The following is a 14,649-nucleotide window of genomic DNA, read 5'->3' on the forward strand; positions in this document are numbered from 1 at the left end:
CATCGCCGGTGATGATGGTGGCGTAGCGTGTGGACATGATTTTCTCGCAAATGTCGCGCTTCTGGCGCCCCCCTCTGTCCTGCCGGACATCTCCCCCTCAAGGGGGAGATCGGCAGCTTTGATTTCACCGCCAATCTTACGAGGTTGAAGATTGGCAAAAGCCGGCGTGGCATCCGATCTCCCCCCTTGCGGGGGAGATGTCCGGCAGGACAGAGGGGGGTGCTGTCCCGCCGACATTCCGCGTCGACAACACAGGCAGACGTCAAATCAAAAGGAGCCAAAAACACAAAACCCGCCTCGGCGGCGGGTCGGTGGCGCAAATCAGCACCATGGATAAATATGTAGCATAGCTGCACTCACCCCGTCAACAGAATTCTGAGAAAACATTCCTATTTCGGTCGAAACCGCTGCCCCGGCCGGCGCCGGCAAGCCCGTGGAATTCGGTTTTCACCGCCCGGCTGGTCATAAGCCGGCATCCGTGAAATCTTAGTCGAAGCTAATGGAATGATTCCCGTCGCACGGCCTTGTGGGAGAGGACGATGGACAGACCAGCCATGGCATCGGTGTTCAGGATGCGGAATGCACCGGCTACGGTTTCCGGTGTGCGCAGCACTGGCCAGGGCCAGGCCGATCCGGTCATCCGCGTGCGTTCGCTCGGCGAAGCGATCCGTTTCGTCGCCCACGCGTACCCCCAATACGACATCAGCGCCGTCGCCATCAACTGCGGCGATCCTTCGGTCACGCGCCTCGGCAGCCTGGAGGCGAAGGCGCTGTGGCGCGAATATGGCGAGCGCCTGACGCAGGAATAGGCCGTCTGGCTCCGGCTCGCTGGTCATTCCAGCCGGCAATCCGCCGCCTCCGGAGCGAAAACGGCGCTCGCGCGTTTCGATCGTAGTCACGGGAGCAATCGCCATGAATGTCGCCAATCTGCAACTTGAGGGCCTGCTGATGGCCGTCGCATCGATCAACCGACTCCTGGTTCAAAAGGGGGTGCTGACGGCAGAGGAAATAGACCTAGCCTTGCGCAAGACCGAGGCCGGCGAAACCAGCCAGGAGCGATCCGAAGCCATGTCCGCGTCCAGCCGCGATGCCATCAACTTTCCGCTCCGGCTGCTGGAACTCGCCAATCAGTGCCAGCCGGAGGTCGACATGCCCTCCTTTTCGAAGCTGGCCCGCATGGTCGGCAAGATAAAGGAACCCTACAACGACCAGCTGTGATCCCTCGCCTCAGGCCCTGCCCGGCCATCCCAGATTGAGCGAAAGCACCTTGCCCGGCCCATGCACGGCGGCGAACAGCAGTCCGGCCAGGAAGGAAAAATGGTCGACGAAGAAGCCGAACTCGGCCTGGTTGCCGGCCCAGTGGCTGGGTCCGTGGAAGGCAAGGCCGAGGAACAGCACATAGGCGGCGGCCACCAGGGCGGCTTGCGAGAAGAAGGCGCCGGTCAGGAAACACAGCACCAGGGCGACTTCCAGGATCGCTGCGCACCAGGCCAGGAACAGCGGAAACGGAAAGCCGGCGGCGGCGATGTAGCCGGCGGTCGCCTCCATGCCCATGAACTTGAAGCTCACGGCCATCAGGAAGACGCCGGCAAAGATCAGGCGGGCGATGAGAAGTGCCGCGGTCTGCCACGGCGATTGAGTGATTTGCGACTGTGTGATTTGCGACGACATGCTCGTTCTCCAGCTTTGCAATGGGCTCCGACCCAAGGACGCGCGACCGACGCCAGGTCCGACACATCAGGCCAATTTTTCTCGACAATCGCGATGCAAAACGCTCCGCCATGGATCCGGGGCTTCTTGAAGCCCCTCCAGCATCCGGCGATTTGAAACTTGTCGGTAACCGCGATCGTGGTACTGTTAGCTCGGGCTAATGCACGGGCATGCCGGTGCAGCAATTTTGGGTGGGCTGAGATTTGCGCGCGAGCGTGAGGTTTGGGGCGAAATTTCTGGTTGCCCGGTCGACGACACTGGAATGCAGCGGCTGCGGCGGCGCCGGCCAGTCTTCCAATGCCCGCGCTGGACAAGTTCCAACGGCCATTGCTGCCCCGCCGGCACGCACCAGCGCGGCTGCCCCGGCGTCAGCGCCACATGCACCGAATGTGACAATGGCCGCCCCTCCGACGCCGGCCCCATGCGGCCCTCGGCCTGATACCAGCCGGTCGGGAACTCCGCCCAGGCCCATGACCGCTCCTAGCGGTGGCGTTATTGGCGTGCTTGTGGAACCCGCGGCGCCGATCTGTGTTATGTCCTGTTGATCGCGGGATCGGGCGCCGACGGCTGTGCGTTTCCCCGACAACAGAAAGCGAGGCCGAGATGGCTGACGACAAATCGAAGACGAAACAGGACCGCAAGCTGGTCTCGAGCGAAGAGCCCTACGAGGTCGCTGCCTTTGCCCGCAAATACGGCATTCCGCCAAGCGAGGCGCAGACCATCATCAAGCGCTACGGGCCATCGCGCAAGAAGCTCGACGCCCATATGGCGGCGCGCGGCTAGAGCCTGTTTCATCCCGGGATCGGGACGGGGCTCTGTCTCGGCCCCACCCGACCGGCAGCGCCGCAGGCTGACAGAAACGGAGGTCACGACCATGTCCGACACCATACGCAGGACCGGCAGTTGCCTGTGCGGCGGCGTGCATTTCTCGGTCAGCGGAGCGCCGCTCCGCATTGGTCTTTGCCATTGCAAGGATTGCCGCAAGGCCGGTGGCTCGGCCTATTCGGCCTTTGCCATCTGGCCGCGCGAGGCCTTCGAGACCACTGGCCTCGTCAGCTCCTATGGCACGCGCAGCTTCTGCCCAACCTGCGGTAGCCGCGTCGCCTGGGTCGACGACAACGAGGCCGAGGTGGCGATCGGCAGCCTCGATGTCGCGCCGACCGATCTCGTGCCTGAATATGAATTGTGGACCTCGAGGCGCGAAACCTGGCTGCATGCCTTGCCCGATGCCGAGCAGTTCGAGCATGACCGGCCGACGGCGCACAACGCCGAAGCGCCGACGCCGAGGTCGCTGTCGGACGTCGATGCCGGCGAGTGAAATTTGATCGCTCGCGAAGGGAACCCCTGCCCTGTTGCCGACGTTATCCGCCGCCTCGTTTTTTGTGCATGTCATTGTCCCAAACCGTTGCGCATCCTCGGTCAGTCCCGTCGGCATGCTTTTGGGCGACATGCATCAGTCATGGAGACGACCCGTTGAACGACAAGATGTTTCCCCGACCCGTCCGGCTGAAATTCACCCCCGAGCGTGAGCGCGTTGTCCGCAGTGCGTGGGAAGGCCTGGAATGCCTCCGCGACTGGCCGGTCGGCCAGGGCCAGCTCTACCGGGCAGCGTTGCGCAGCTGTCGCGATGCGCTGGATGGCTGGACGCCGCCGGAAAAGGCGATGCGGGCGATGATTGACGCCGCGCGCGAAGCAAAACTCCTCCAGTAGCGGGACATGGACATGGCCGAGTTGATGCTGCCCACGCCGCTGCGGATCAAGCTGCATGGCTCGGATACGATCCGCGACGTCGCCACACTGAAGGATGCCAGCGAAATCCTGATCGACTGGCCGCAGGCAAAACGCGGCCCGTTTTACCAGGCGGCGCGCGAAAAGGTCGAGGCAGCGTTGGAAAACGAGGCAAATGCTGCCGAGGCGCAGGAGGCGTTCGTGGCGCTCTGCAACCACGCCGGCGTGCTGGTGCGGTAGAGGTATAGCTTCGATGGCAACCACAACCTTCGAGATTGGCTGAGCCAACCCTCCCTTCGTCATCCCTGGGCGAAGCAGGAGCGAAGCTCCGTCGCGGAGACCCTGGGATCCATGCCGCGACCTTGTCCAAAGAATGCAGCGGAGCAGAATTCTGAACCGCAGCAGCGCTCCCGAGTCACGGCATGGATCCTGGGGTCTGCGCCGCGTCGCTTCGCTCCTTGCTTCGCCCCAGGATGACGAAGCGATGGGCATTTACGCCAATCGCGAAGGCATGCGGTCTTTGCTGCGAAATCAATTTATCCCGCGGGAAGCTCGATCGGGTGAGAGGTCTCGAACCCAAAACGAGGTTGCGCCGCCCGCGACTACCGGCGAGCCCTGCCTTATTGCTTCGGCGGCTGGGGCGGCACTTCACCCGGTTTGATCACCGGCGTCTTGCCTTCGTCGGGCGCCGGCGCCGCCATTCCCTGGTCACCTGTGGGAGGCGGTTTCAGCACGCCGCCGCAATCGTTGAGCGTCTCCGTCAGATTGCCGCCGCCAGCCTGCTGTTCAGGCTGCTGTTTTGCATCTTGCTCTGTCTGGGCCCGGCATTTGTCGGCCGGCGCCGCCTGGCTGTCGTTCTGCTGCTGGTCGGTCTGGGCTGCAACCGGCATGGCCAGCGCCAGCATCAGGCTGAATGGCACGATGGCGAGAATTCTCATCTCAGCCTCCTTCTTCCTGTCACGGCCGCCCGCGGCGGCCTTCCCTTCACAGGGACAACGCCTGTCGAGGAAAAAGGTTGGCCGCTGCTGCCCCGCTGCGTTGCAACCAAATCCATTCGCCGGCCGTTGCGCGTGCCGGAGGCGACCATGTTCGATGACTTTCAAAGTGCGGAAATCGACACCGGCGATGCCGGCATATTCTCGCTGCGTGCCGGCAGCGGGCCGCCGCTGCTGTTGCTGCACGGTTTTCCGCAGACGCATCTGATGTGGCGCGATATTGCATCTGCGCTGGCCAACCGGTTCAGCGTCGTCTGCGCCGATCTGCGCGGCTATGGCGGCAGTTCCTGTCCGGCGTCGGCTCCCGATCACGCGCCCTACGCCAAGCGCATCATGGCCGCCGACATGGTGGCGCTGATGGCAAAGCTCGGTTTCTCAAGCTTCATGGTCGCCGGCCATGATCGCGGCGGGCGTGTCGCCTACCGGATGGCGCTCGATCATCCAGACAGCATCGACAAGCTTGCCGTGCTCGACATCGTGCCCACGGCCGATGCCTGGGATAGGGCCGACGACAGGCTGGCGCTGGGCTACTGGCCATGGTCGTTGCTGGCACAGCCCGAGCCGTTGCCGGAAAAGATCCTGGCAGGTGCTGCCGAGGCGATCGTTGACAATGCCCTGAGCGGCTGGGGCTCATCGCCCTCGGTGTTTCCTCCCGAGGTGCGGCGGGCCTATATCGATGCCTTGCGCGCGCCTTCCCACGCCCATGCCATCTGCGAGGAATATCGGGCGGCGGCTATGCTCGACCGCGAGCATGACCGTTCGGACAAGGCCGCAGGCCGGCGCATCCGCTGCCCGCTATTGGCGCTGTGGAGCGGCCAGGGCGCACTCGCGGACTGGTATGCCGGCGAAGGCGGGCCGCTTGCGCTGTGGCGAGGCTGGGCCGATGACGTACGCGGCCAGGCGATGCCGGGCGGACATTTCTTTCCCGAGGAGAACCCGGCTCAGACCGCCGAGGCGCTGGCCAGCTTCTTCGGTGAAACCAGTCGGGGCATTTCGCAACGGTCGGGTTTACCTTCGCCCTCGCTTTGATGGGGCCGAAGCTGCCTCCCGCTGCTGAATAGACCGTCAAGGGCTGAAATACGGCTCGGCGGCAGGGATTTCGGCGGCAAGCTGCGGAACGACGATCGATTCCAGCGGCGCCGTCAGCGACCAGCTGAGATGGCCCGGGCTGCGTTCCAGGACCGCCGAGCCGTTCAGCGATTGCGGCGCGACCCGCTGCAGGACGACGGTGCCGAAGCCCTTGCGCGTGCTTTCGTCCCGCCGGTCCCGTTCATGCACCGGCATCGTTTCGTCCCAGACGAGATGGATTTCCCGCCGTCCCGAAACACCATTGGCGATCTGCCAGGTGATCTCAAGCCGCCCGGTATCACCCGCCAGCGCGCCATATTTGGAAGAGTTGGTGCCGAGTTCGTGAAGTGCCATGCCGAGATTTTGCACGGCGTTCGGCTGCAAGGTCAGCAGCGGCCCGGAGAGCGATACCTGTTCCTCGTGAGCGAACGGCTTGAGCTGCTCCTGGATGAGGTCGAAGAGGCTGGCGCCCGCCCATTCCGAATTCACCAACAGATCGTGCGACCGCGACAGCGCCATGATGCGCGAGCGGATCAGCTCCTCGAACTCGCGCGGATCGGTCGAGCGTTTGCCTGTCTCCCTGACCATCGAGAGGATCACCGCGAACTGGTTCTTGACGCGATGGTTCACCTCGCGCAGCAATAGCCGGATGCGGCGCTCGCTGTCCTTGGTCGCGGTGATGTCGCGGGCGATCTTCGAAGCACCGATAATCTCGCCCGATACGTTCCTGATCGGCGAGATGGTCAGCGACACGGCAATGAAACTACCGTCCTTGCGTCGCCGGATCGTCTCATAGCTGGCCACCAGTTCGCCATTGCGAACCCGGCCGATGATGTCGGTCTCCTCATCCCTGAGATGATCGGGAATGAGCATCAGCACCGACCGGCCGACAGCCTCCTCGGCTGTGTAGCCGAACATGCGCTGCGCCGCCCCGTTCCAACTGGTGATGATGCTGTTCAGATCTTTGCTGATGATGGCATCGAAGGACGAATCGACGATCGCCGCCAGCCTTGCGTCGGCGGCGGCTTCGATCAGGCCATCGATGTCCGTCAATTCCGTCATAGCCCCACCTTCCCCCGGTCACGCCTTCCGGCTCGCGTGAGCGATTTCCGCAGCGCCACAGCAATGCGCGACGGGCATTTTGGTTGCAATCGGCGTGCCGCTCAGCCTCCGCGGACGGCGCCGCTGATACCGGCGACACCGCTGTCCGCGGATCCCGCCAAGGTGCGGGGTTGCTGCAGGATCAGCAAGGACGTGGTGTCGGAAATATCGAAGACATGCCTGGCCTTAAGGCCGGGCGCGTTTCACACCGAACGGCGCGCCGGAAATCGTAGCCAGGCCATCATGCCCATATCCGGCGCGACCAGGTTCCATTCCGACCTCGTCAGGCGGAGCAACAGGCGGTTGATCGGCCTGGACGTCCCGCTGCAGGCAATCCTCGTAGCGGTGGTCGCGGCCGCCACAGAAGGAACAGCACATGGCTTCACGATCCTCGTTTCCGGGCCACAATTGGGGCGTCTCGTAGGGCTTCCTGCCGGCCATGCCCAGCAATGCGCGACGCGTCATTTGGTTGCGCCGCCAGGAAACGCCCAGCCGGCCATTGCGGAACCACCGGCCGGGATGCGAGTTTCGCGTGACACATCAGATCGAGGGAACCACCATGCCAATGCGCCGAATTGCTTTGATGACGGCAGCGATCCTGTTTGCCGCGACCGGCCTCGCTGAAGCCCGGCCCGATACCCGCACGATGAGCTGCGAGCAACTCCAGCGGCTGATCCAGAGCCACCGCGCCGTGGTGCTGACCACCGGCCCCAACACCTATGACCGCTATGTCAGGCAGTTCGGCAACGAATGCGACTGGCCCGAAGTGCCGATGTCGGCCTACGTTCCGACCCGTGACGGCCGCTGCCCGGTCCACCGCTGCGAGGAGCCTGTCAACAACTTCCCGAACTGATGCCGGCCACGCGCCTTTGCCGCCGCACTGCGTTGATCCCGGCGCGCGAACCGGCTACGGGTGTGGGCGCAGTTGTATTTTCCCGCTTCGTCTAATGGTAGGACAGCGCCCTTTGAAGGCGTGAATCGTGGTTCGAGCCCATGAGCGGGAACCAGCAACAACAGATGGCTAGCCGGCAAGCCGCTCCCCGGTCTCCTCGGCGCCAAGTGCCTGCTCCACGGCCTTGGGGTTCTTCTTGATGACGGTGAGATAGGCGCGCACCGCGCTGTCGGGCGCCGACCGGCCCTGCTCCCAATCGCGCAGACGAGCAAGGCCGAAGCCGAACCGGGCCGCGAAGGCCTCTTGATTGAGGTGGAGGACTTTGCGGATTGCACGGACATCGACCCGCTCCGGCACATGGATCACGGCTCCGTCGGTATCACCCTCAGCGAACGCAATGGCGTCGTCGAGACCGGCCTTGATCTTGTTGAACGCACTCTTGCTCATTTCGCTTTTCCCTTCTTTCCGTAGGTGTCGATCAGAATCTTCGTCAGTTTTGCGAGATCGTTGCACTCGGCTTTCGACAAATTGTCCTTCTCGCCCTTGCCGAACACGGTTAGGAGGAACACCGGAATGTCCTCGCCGCCGAACACGGTCACGATTCGATAGCCGCCGCTCTTGCCATGCCCGCGACCGGCAACACGAAATTTCCGACAGCCGCCTGTGCCCTTCATCACCTTGCCGAACTGAGGGTCGTCTCCAAGGAGTTCGACAACCTCTGTCCGCTCCTCTTCGGACATGCCGGCGGCGTGGGCGGCGGAAAGATATGCTGGCGTTTCGACGACTGTGTGCATGGCCGATACTACGGAATTTCCGTATAATGTCAAGGCCAACTACGGACATCCCGGAGTTTGCCTTGCAGATTTTCGCTTGCGCGCGAGGCGCATAGTGCTCACTGCCAACATGCCAGGCGGCGGCGGGAACCGCCAAGGCACCTGTCCCCCTGAAACCATTTCGCGGACCCTGCGTTGACGGCCGGGGCGCCGTCAGACACAGGAGACATCCCATGACCGTCAACTGCCGCATATCAATCGACAACCGGCCGGAGGCCACGGATGCAATTTTCCAGGCGGTTCCCCGGATCGGCGAAAGCGTTTCCCTGTCGATCGACGGAAATGCGCAGGATCTACGGGTATCGCGTGTCGTGCACGTCACCAACGGCACGCTGGAAGGTGCCGCGATCGTCGTCGAAGTGACGACCAACATTCTATAGAGAGCAGGAACCCGTCGACCGAGCACACGCCAGCCGATACGCTCGGGCGAGCGCCTTGATATCTTTTCGATGCAACAGGTCTTTCCGGCGGAGCAAGTCCGGCCTAATGAGATATCCTGTCGCTTTAGCGGAGGAGGACGTCGTGAAAGACCTGCGCAGTCTCCTTGCCGAACTGTCGTCCAGCTGGCTCAAGCGCCGCAAGGCGCAAGCGCCCGAAACCGTGAACATGGTCAAGGCCGCACCCCGCCCCGCCCAGCAAGCGACGAGGCAGCGTGCGGCCCACAAACCCAAACCAACACCCACCCGCGACGTCGCCTCGAACATGTGAGTGACGCGCAAGTCGAAAGGCGAACAACCCGGGCGTCTCCCGATGTTTTCGGAACTCTCACGCCAGAGTGATCGGCACCGACGAAACCTTACGACGCCAGACGCGTTAATTGCTCCAGCCTGGTCGAGGTTCCAATGCAAACCGCATGGTTTTCCAAACCCGTGGCGGTGTCGGTCGGTGTCACCGGTTCCATCCGCCATCTGTCCAATACACAGCAAGCCATTGAATTGCTCACGACACATTGGCGTGACGCCGGCAGCCCAAAACATCAAACGGCTTTGCGCGCCTGCCGCCGGGCGACGAGCGGCGAGGTTGCCGCCGATGTCGCCAGGTCGGCGCTTGTCGAGGCCGCGCGCGAAGCCCACATCCTGATCGAATAGAGTGTCGATTGAATCGGCCAACGTCGATGCGGCGGCTATAGTCGCGGCATCCCCTCCTGGAGACCCCACCATGACCCTGAAAACACGCAAGCTCGGCAGCCAGGGGCTGCAAGTCTCGACCATCGGCCTCGGCTGCATGGGTATGAGCCAGTCCTACGGCCCGGCCGATGAGGCCGAATCCATCGCCACGCTGCACCGCGCCATCGAGCTTGGCTGCACCTTCCTCGACACCGCCGAGGTCTATGGCCCCTACGCCAACGAGGCCTTGCTCGGCCGGGCGTTGAAGGGCAAGCGCGACCAGGTGACGATCGCCACCAAATTCGGCTTCCGCATAGAAAACGGCAAGCAGGTCGGAACCGACAGCCGGCCCGAGCACGTTCGCGAGGCCGTGGAAACCTCGCTCGCCCGACTCGCCACCGACCATATCGACCTCATCTACCAGCACCGCGTCGACCCGGCGGTACCGATGGAGGATGTCGCGGGCGCCGTCGGCGAACTGGTCGCGCAAGGCAAGGTGCGCTTCTTCGGCCTGTCGGAGGCAGGTGCGGCCAATATCCGCCGGGCGCATGCCGTGCATCCGGTGTCGGCGGTGCAGAGCGAGTATTCTCTATGGGAGCGCAATCTGGAGCCGGAGATCATCCCGCTGCTCAGGCAACTCGGCATCGGCCTGGTGCCGTTCTCGCCGCTCGGCCGCGGTTTTCTCACCGGCGCGGTCAAGCGCGCGGAAGACTATGCCGAGGGCGATTACCGCCGCAACGACCCGCGCTACCAGGGCGAAAACTACGACGCCAATGTCGAGGCGGCGGCCAAGGTGCGCGACATCGCGATAGCCCGGGGCGTCAAGCCAGGCCAGGTCGCGCTGGCCTGGCTGCTGGAGAAGGGAAACGGTTTTGGCATCGACATCGTGCCGATTCCCGGCACCAAGCGGATCAGATATCTGGAGGAGAACGTCGCCGCCGCCTCGCTGAAACTCGACGCCGCCGAAATGGCCGCGCTCGACGAAGCGCTCGCGCCCGGAAAAATCTCCGGCCCGCGCTATACCGAGCGCGGCATGGCGACGGTCGACCGGTAGGGCGGCGCCGCCCCTTTTTGCGGAGTCGTCAATGCTGTAGCTCTTTGCGAACTGGCCAGCTCTCAGGTCATCAGCCAACCGCCGGCTCGGTCAAGAAACGCGTCCCGCTGTTCCACCGCCGCTGGCGTGGCCATCCCGAACGCCGCCGTCAACGTGCCGATGTTCGAAGCAATGAGATCAGCGAAGCGCTTCATGTTCCGCTTGTCGAGACCATTGAGCTGCCCCGCCAGGGATGCCGCGATGTCGGTCGTATGGCCGGCACAAATGCGTTTGCGCGCGGCAGCGCTTTCGATACCCAGCGCTTGCAGGAAAACAGCGAAATCGTCAGCGGTGATCGCCGCCAGCCTGTCCGCCGTGCCGATCCTGAAGGCCAGTTCTTCGGTCACGTTGGCGTCGAGCCGCGTCGGCAGCAGGTCGTAGCGTGGCGCCATGCGGATGCGCCCGCCTCTATCGTGAAGAAGCGCGAAATTCTTGGCGTGGCCATCGGTGTTGCCGATCATCAGATCGAACAGCGTTGCCTTGATGAAGATATCCTTCTCGCCGGCCGGGTCTATCGTCGCCTCGAGCACGCGGCGAATGGCCGGAGCGTCGAAGCGCCGGCCGGGCGTTCCGCGTCGCTCGTATTTCAGCCCCGCCGGCAGCCCGAGCGCCTGGGCGAAATCCTCCTGATGGATGCGCACGATCTGTCCGTCGCCGGTCAGCGCCCTGTCGAACCGGGTAATCAGCAGCGCCTCCATCTCGCCGAATGGCATAACCGTGGCGTCGGTCGTGTCGAAACCGAGCACCCGCGAGAGCGCGAGCGCCTCGGCCTCGTCGCGGGCATCGCGGAGATGACCCTGATCAGGGACTTTCAATATATGTGTGGTCGGTGCGCCCGAACCCCGCCGCGGTTCGGCGAAGGAGCCGTCGGGCAGGTAGGTCAGCGCGATCTTGCTCTGCACCCCGGCCAGCGGCGATGGGTCGGCGGTGCCGTCCGGCAAGCGGCGGCGGCGGTGCAGCGCATCGACGATGTCGACCATTCGTTCCATGCCGATCCGAACATAGTCGCTGCCATAGTCTCCGGGCAGCTTGACCGGTGGGGCGCCGGCCGGCAGCACCGACAAGGCGCCGGCGCAGTCCTTGCCGATATGGAACAGCAGGCCGGCGATGTCATCGCGTGCAAGGCCCTCGCGGGCCATGATATCGGCCAGCGCACCATCACGTTCCTGCAGCAAATTGTCGAAGAACGGCCTGGCCGCGACATCGCCATAGGGTTCGTCGGTCAACGGCAGCGACAAGGATAGGGCGACAGCGTCGGGATTGGCGACATAGTTCTTCCGGTAGGCGTAAGCGACCCCGCCATTGTCGTCGCGCGCCAGGATGCCGACCGGCTCGGTGAATCCGTCGAGCCGGACGTCAAGTGTCAGCGCATCCATCAGCGTTCCCGGGCGAAGAGCACAATGCCAGCGGCATTGGTGACCTTCAACACCTTGCCCAGTTCCAGCGTCGGCTTGCCGTTCTCCAGTTCCGACAGGAAGCGCCGGCCGACCCCGGCAAGGTCGGCGAATTCCTGTTGCGAAAATCTCCGCTGCTCACGAGCAGCACGCACCAGCCGGCCGAGGTCCGGCGGCGACGCGATGATGGTGAGTTCGGACTCGGCCTGGGCATCGGGGCCGAGCATCCGAGACAGCGTGACCCGAACCTCGGGCGAAGGGGCTTTGATCGTCACCCCTGTCACCGGGACGACGACGCCCGCCCCACCCGGGTCCGGTACATTGCTCCCATCACCCTGTTCGGCGAATCCGGCCGGCCTGCCGGCATCCGCAGGATCGGTTCGCGCGGCGCGGCGCGCAATCTCGATGGCGCTCAGGGGTACGGTTGCCGGCGTCGGTGTGATTTTAGTCATGATGCTGATCCCGAGCGGGAACATAATCCCTCCCGGAGCAAAATACAAGCCGTTTTGTACCCGATCGGGATCATTGCTCAAAAGATCGGATACCGTACGGGAACAGCAGGCGCATTCTAATTCGCACAACCGCCGCACCGATCCCGAGCGGGAGCAGGACGAAGGCGGGTTCCTGACTCATGACGCCAGACCCTTTCTGGGCTGCGGCCATCGGCGCATGAGGGCAATTCGTCGACAGCGCGCGATGGCGATAGTCGACCGATAGAAGCTCATGGTCGCGTAGCCCTTCTGTTGCGCGCGCCGGAGCCCCACAAGGCGCGCCTGAGCAAGTTCCGCCTGCCCTTGCGCGGCACAAGATCGATATCGCTGACAAGCTTTGCCCCGCCCTCGCGCCGTTCCAATGTGATCTTGCGGCTATGGAAGGCTTCCAGCTCGGCGCGGTGCGCCACGCTGATGATGGTGACTTCAGGCAATTCGCCGATGACCGTCTCCATCATCTTGTCCTGGCTCTTCTCGTCGAGCGCCGAGGTCGCTTCATCCAGCACGACGATATCGGGGCGATGCAGCAGCAGGCGCGCGAAGGCGAGGCGTTGCTTTTCGCCACCCGACAGCGTCTGGTCCCACGGCGCTTCTTCCTTGATCCTGTCGGCAAGGTAAGCAAGGCCCACCTTGTCGAGGGCAGCCTTGATCTGCTTGATCGTCCACTTGTCCGCCGCCGCAGGATAGGCGACCGCGCGGCGCAGCGTGCCCGAGGGGATGTAGGGGCGTTGCGGCAGCATGAACAAACGCCTGCCCGCGTGGAAACTGACGCCGCCGCCGCCCCACGGCCACAGTCCCGCGACGGCCCGCACCAGTGTCGACTTGCCCGAGCCGGATTCGCCGGCCACCAGCACCCGCTCCCCCGGTTCGATCGCAACCTCGGTCTCCTTGACCACGGCGGTGCCGTCGTCGAGCGTCACGGAAAGATTGTCGAGGCTGAGCATCGCACCGTCATTGGTTTCGCCGTGCTGGATGCGTCCGAGCGCGTCGCTCTGCTCGGCGCGCTCCAGTCCGTCGAGCGACATCATCAGCGACGCGATGCGCCGCGCGCAGGCGTTCCAGTCGGCGAGACGGGGATAGTTGTCGACCAGCCATCCGAACGCGCCCTGCACGATGCCAAAGGCAGACGCTGCCTGCATCACCTCGCCAAGCGTCATCGAGCCTTCGAGGAATTTTGGCGCGCACAGCAGGATCGGCACGACCGGCGCAAACAGGCTCGATCCCTGCGACACCGCCGCCGTGCGCATGTGCTGACCGGTCAGCAGCGCCCATTGCCTGAGCACATGGCCGAAATTCCTGTCGATGCCGCTGCGCTCCTCCTCCTCGCCGCCGAGCAAGGCGATGCTCTCGCCGTTTTCGCGCACGCGCGTCAGCGTGTAGCGCAGTTCGGCCTCCGCCTGGTTCTTCCGTTCGGACAGCTGGACGAAGTTGCGGCCGATGACCACCATCGAGGTGGAGGTGATGGCGGCATAGATTATTGCGGTGATGACCAGGAAGCCGGGAATGGTGATGCTCTCGCCGCCGATCGGCAGGGTGAGCGCGCCGCCGATGGTCCACAGCACGACGATGAAGGTCGAGGCCGACAGGAACGCGTTGAGGACGCCGGCGATGAAATCGACCGGGGATTCGGTGGCGATGCGCAAATCTTCCGTCATGCGGGCCTCCGGGTTCTGGTGGTCGCCGCCGACGAGGTTCAGCTGGTAGTAGCGGCCGTTGGCCAGCCAGCGCGCGATGACCGCGGTGGTCAGCCAGGAACGCCAACGGCGCTGGATCGTCATGCGCAGGTAGACCTGCGCGACGACAAGGCTGCCGCTGCAGAACACCAGCGGCATGAATATGGCGATGAGGAAATAGACGCTGCGGGCATTGCGCTGCTCGAGGGCATCGAACATCGAGCGGTTCCAGACATTGATGCCGTACTGGAAACCGATATTGATGCAGATCAGCAGCAGCACCCCGATGGTGAACGGCCAGGCGAGCCGATCGCCGCCGCGGCCCCAGTAGCCGCGCGCGCTGATCCAGAAACGCCTCAGCAAATATCGCTTGCGCGCCTGCTCCGCCTCCTCGGGCGTCAGTTCTGGATCGGGTTCGACGGCCTCCGGCGGCGGCGCGGCCTGGCCATCGACCTCGGGCGTGGCTTCGACAGCCGATGCCTTTTCCAGGCGCGACTTTCCAGCCTCGCGTGGTTTGGCGCCGTCGACCGATTTCGGCTTGGATTTAGCCCCGGACATAACGGCG

At 63.9% G+C, this 14,649-nt stretch carries 20 protein-coding genes and 1 tRNA gene; 13 read left to right on the forward strand and 8 right to left on the reverse strand.

Annotation, left to right across the window (positions count from 1 at the left end; all coding sequences use genetic code 11):
• Positions 1–539 precede the first annotated feature (539 nt).
• A complete protein-coding gene (locus tag NKI73_RS25845) occupies positions 540–809 on the forward strand; it encodes a hypothetical protein (protein WP_352633779.1) in 270 nt (89 codons plus the stop codon).
• A gap of 103 nt (positions 810–912) precedes the next feature.
• Positions 913–1,218, forward strand: a complete 306-nt coding sequence (locus NKI73_RS25850; protein WP_352633781.1) for a hypothetical protein — start codon at positions 913–915, stop codon at positions 1,216–1,218.
• A gap of 9 nt (positions 1,219–1,227) precedes the next feature.
• On the opposite strand, the gene NKI73_RS25855 is transcribed toward NKI73_RS25850, so the two are convergent.
• Positions 1,228–1,671 (reverse strand): DoxX family protein, encoded by a 444-nt coding sequence (locus tag NKI73_RS25855; RefSeq protein ID WP_352633782.1) that lies wholly within the window; start codon positions 1,669–1,671, stop codon positions 1,228–1,230.
• A 642-nt stretch (positions 1,672–2,313) separates the two neighbouring features.
• Here NKI73_RS25855 and NKI73_RS25860 point away from each other — a divergent pair.
• The 4 genes from NKI73_RS25860 (at position 2,314) to NKI73_RS25875 (ending at position 3,678) form a co-directional block, all read left to right on the forward strand.
• Positions 2,314–2,493, forward strand: a complete 180-nt coding sequence (locus NKI73_RS25860; RefSeq protein WP_024501602.1) for a DUF3606 domain-containing protein — start codon at positions 2,314–2,316, stop codon at positions 2,491–2,493.
• 91 nt (positions 2,494–2,584) lie between these two features.
• A complete protein-coding gene (locus tag NKI73_RS25865; RefSeq protein WP_352633784.1) occupies positions 2,585–3,028 on the forward strand; it encodes a GFA family protein in 444 nt (147 codons plus the stop codon).
• Between the two features lie 155 nt (positions 3,029–3,183).
• Positions 3,184–3,420, forward strand: coding sequence for a DUF982 domain-containing protein (locus NKI73_RS25870; protein WP_352633786.1), 237 nt, complete (start codon positions 3,184–3,186; stop codon positions 3,418–3,420).
• A 12-nt stretch (positions 3,421–3,432) separates the two neighbouring features.
• Complete coding sequence (locus tag NKI73_RS25875; RefSeq protein ID WP_352633788.1) at positions 3,433–3,678, forward strand: DUF982 domain-containing protein; 246 nt, start codon at positions 3,433–3,435, stop codon at positions 3,676–3,678.
• A 380-nt stretch (positions 3,679–4,058) separates the two neighbouring features.
• Here the strand turns inward: NKI73_RS25875 and NKI73_RS25880 are convergent, their stop codons facing one another.
• On the reverse strand, positions 4,059–4,376 hold the full coding sequence (locus tag NKI73_RS25880; RefSeq protein WP_352633790.1) for a hypothetical protein: 318 nt from the start codon (positions 4,374–4,376) through the stop codon (positions 4,059–4,061).
• 147 nt (positions 4,377–4,523) lie between these two features.
• Between NKI73_RS25880 and NKI73_RS25885 the strand changes: the two genes are divergently transcribed.
• Positions 4,524–5,462: an alpha/beta fold hydrolase gene (locus tag NKI73_RS25885; RefSeq protein WP_352633792.1), complete on the forward strand. Its 939-nt coding sequence runs from the start codon at positions 4,524–4,526 to the stop codon at positions 5,460–5,462.
• 36 nt (positions 5,463–5,498) lie between these two features.
• Here NKI73_RS25885 and NKI73_RS25890 read toward each other — a convergent pair whose 3' ends face one another.
• Positions 5,499–6,563 carry a PAS domain S-box protein gene (locus tag NKI73_RS25890; RefSeq protein WP_352633794.1) on the reverse strand — a complete coding sequence of 355 codons (1,065 nt, stop codon included), beginning with the start codon at positions 6,561–6,563 and terminating at the stop codon, positions 5,499–5,501.
• 598 nt (positions 6,564–7,161) lie between these two features.
• On the opposite strand from NKI73_RS25890, the gene NKI73_RS25895 reads away from it, so the two are divergent.
• Together NKI73_RS25895 and NKI73_RS25900 are read left to right on the forward strand one after the other, a co-directional pair.
• Positions 7,162–7,455 (forward strand): hypothetical protein, encoded by a 294-nt coding sequence (locus NKI73_RS25895; RefSeq protein WP_352633796.1) that lies wholly within the window; start codon positions 7,162–7,164, stop codon positions 7,453–7,455.
• An 80-nt stretch (positions 7,456–7,535) separates the two neighbouring features.
• Positions 7,536–7,609, forward strand: a tRNA-Gln gene (locus NKI73_RS25900).
• Positions 7,610–7,623: 14 nt separating this feature from the next.
• On the opposite strand, the gene NKI73_RS25905 is transcribed toward NKI73_RS25900, so the two are convergent.
• Positions 7,624–7,941 (reverse strand): helix-turn-helix domain-containing protein, encoded by a 318-nt coding sequence (locus NKI73_RS25905; protein ID WP_352633798.1) that lies wholly within the window; start codon positions 7,939–7,941, stop codon positions 7,624–7,626.
• Entirely contained in the window at positions 7,938–8,234 is a 297-nt protein-coding gene (locus NKI73_RS25910; RefSeq protein WP_352633800.1) for a type II toxin-antitoxin system RelE/ParE family toxin, read from the reverse strand. Before NKI73_RS25910 ends, NKI73_RS25905 begins: the two co-directional genes overlap by 4 nt.
• Positions 8,235–8,500: 266 nt before the next feature.
• On the opposite strand from NKI73_RS25910, the gene NKI73_RS25915 reads away from it, so the two are divergent.
• The 4 genes from NKI73_RS25915 to NKI73_RS25930 all read left to right on the forward strand — a co-directional run bounded on the left by NKI73_RS25915 (position 8,501) and on the right by NKI73_RS25930 (position 10,487).
• Positions 8,501–8,707, forward strand: a complete 207-nt coding sequence (locus NKI73_RS25915) for a hypothetical protein (protein WP_352633801.1) — start codon at positions 8,501–8,503, stop codon at positions 8,705–8,707.
• Between the two features lie 142 nt (positions 8,708–8,849).
• Entirely contained in the window at positions 8,850–9,035 is a 186-nt protein-coding gene (locus NKI73_RS25920) for a hypothetical protein (protein ID WP_352633802.1), read from the forward strand.
• Positions 9,036–9,169: 134 nt separating this feature from the next.
• Positions 9,170–9,415: a DUF982 domain-containing protein gene (locus tag NKI73_RS25925; RefSeq protein WP_352633804.1), complete on the forward strand. Its 246-nt coding sequence runs from the start codon at positions 9,170–9,172 to the stop codon at positions 9,413–9,415.
• Between the two features lie 70 nt (positions 9,416–9,485).
• Positions 9,486–10,487: an aldo/keto reductase gene (locus tag NKI73_RS25930; protein WP_352633805.1), complete on the forward strand. Its 1,002-nt coding sequence runs from the start codon at positions 9,486–9,488 to the stop codon at positions 10,485–10,487.
• Between the two features lie 62 nt (positions 10,488–10,549).
• On the opposite strand, the gene NKI73_RS25935 is transcribed toward NKI73_RS25930, so the two are convergent.
• From NKI73_RS25935 to NKI73_RS25945, 3 genes are all read right to left on the reverse strand, one after another.
• Entirely contained in the window at positions 10,550–11,902 is a 1,353-nt protein-coding gene (locus NKI73_RS25935; RefSeq protein ID WP_352633807.1) for a HipA domain-containing protein, read from the reverse strand.
• Positions 11,902–12,372, reverse strand: coding sequence for a helix-turn-helix transcriptional regulator (locus tag NKI73_RS25940; RefSeq protein ID WP_352633809.1), 471 nt, complete (start codon positions 12,370–12,372; stop codon positions 11,902–11,904). Before NKI73_RS25940 ends, NKI73_RS25935 begins: the two co-directional genes overlap by 1 nt.
• Positions 12,373–12,641: 269 nt before the next feature.
• Complete coding sequence (locus NKI73_RS25945) at positions 12,642–14,642, reverse strand: ABC transporter ATP-binding protein/permease (RefSeq protein WP_352633811.1); 2,001 nt, start codon at positions 14,640–14,642, stop codon at positions 12,642–12,644.
• Positions 14,643–14,649 lie beyond the last annotated feature (7 nt).

The organism is Mesorhizobium sp. M0496 (assembly GCF_040321205.1).
Taxonomy (GTDB): Bacteria; Pseudomonadota; Alphaproteobacteria; order Rhizobiales; family Rhizobiaceae; genus Mesorhizobium.

Coding starts and splice junctions, on each gene's coding strand:
- NKI73_RS25940 (WP_352633809.1), bottom strand. CDS start 12,372: ATGACTAAAATCACACCGACGCCGGCAACCGTACCCCTGAGCGCCATC.
- NKI73_RS25880 (WP_352633790.1), bottom strand. CDS start 4,376: ATGAGAATTCTCGCCATCGTGCCATTCAGCCTGATGCTGGCGCTGGCC.
- NKI73_RS25865 (WP_352633784.1), top strand. CDS start 2,585: ATGTCCGACACCATACGCAGGACCGGCAGTTGCCTGTGCGGCGGCGTG.
- NKI73_RS25855 (WP_352633782.1), bottom strand. CDS start 1,671: ATGTCGTCGCAAATCACACAGTCGCAAATCACTCAATCGCCGTGGCAG.
- NKI73_RS25895 (WP_352633796.1), top strand. CDS start 7,162: ATGCCAATGCGCCGAATTGCTTTGATGACGGCAGCGATCCTGTTTGCC.
- NKI73_RS25945 (WP_352633811.1), bottom strand. CDS start 14,642: ATGTCCGGGGCTAAATCCAAGCCGAAATCGGTCGACGGCGCCAAACCA.
- NKI73_RS25930 (WP_352633805.1), top strand. CDS start 9,486: ATGACCCTGAAAACACGCAAGCTCGGCAGCCAGGGGCTGCAAGTCTCG.
- NKI73_RS25935 (WP_352633807.1), bottom strand. CDS start 11,902: ATGGATGCGCTGACACTTGACGTCCGGCTCGACGGATTCACCGAGCCG.
- NKI73_RS25875 (WP_352633788.1), top strand. CDS start 3,433: ATGGCCGAGTTGATGCTGCCCACGCCGCTGCGGATCAAGCTGCATGGC.
- NKI73_RS25860 (WP_024501602.1), top strand. CDS start 2,314: ATGGCTGACGACAAATCGAAGACGAAACAGGACCGCAAGCTGGTCTCG.
- NKI73_RS25915 (WP_352633801.1), top strand. CDS start 8,501: ATGACCGTCAACTGCCGCATATCAATCGACAACCGGCCGGAGGCCACG.
- NKI73_RS25850 (WP_352633781.1), top strand. CDS start 913: ATGAATGTCGCCAATCTGCAACTTGAGGGCCTGCTGATGGCCGTCGCA.
- NKI73_RS25890 (WP_352633794.1), bottom strand. CDS start 6,563: ATGACGGAATTGACGGACATCGATGGCCTGATCGAAGCCGCCGCCGAC.
- NKI73_RS25910 (WP_352633800.1), bottom strand. CDS start 8,234: ATGTCCGAAGAGGAGCGGACAGAGGTTGTCGAACTCCTTGGAGACGAC.
- NKI73_RS25925 (WP_352633804.1), top strand. CDS start 9,170: ATGCAAACCGCATGGTTTTCCAAACCCGTGGCGGTGTCGGTCGGTGTC.
- NKI73_RS25845 (WP_352633779.1), top strand. CDS start 540: ATGGACAGACCAGCCATGGCATCGGTGTTCAGGATGCGGAATGCACCG.
- NKI73_RS25885 (WP_352633792.1), top strand. CDS start 4,524: ATGTTCGATGACTTTCAAAGTGCGGAAATCGACACCGGCGATGCCGGC.
- NKI73_RS25905 (WP_352633798.1), bottom strand. CDS start 7,941: ATGAGCAAGAGTGCGTTCAACAAGATCAAGGCCGGTCTCGACGACGCC.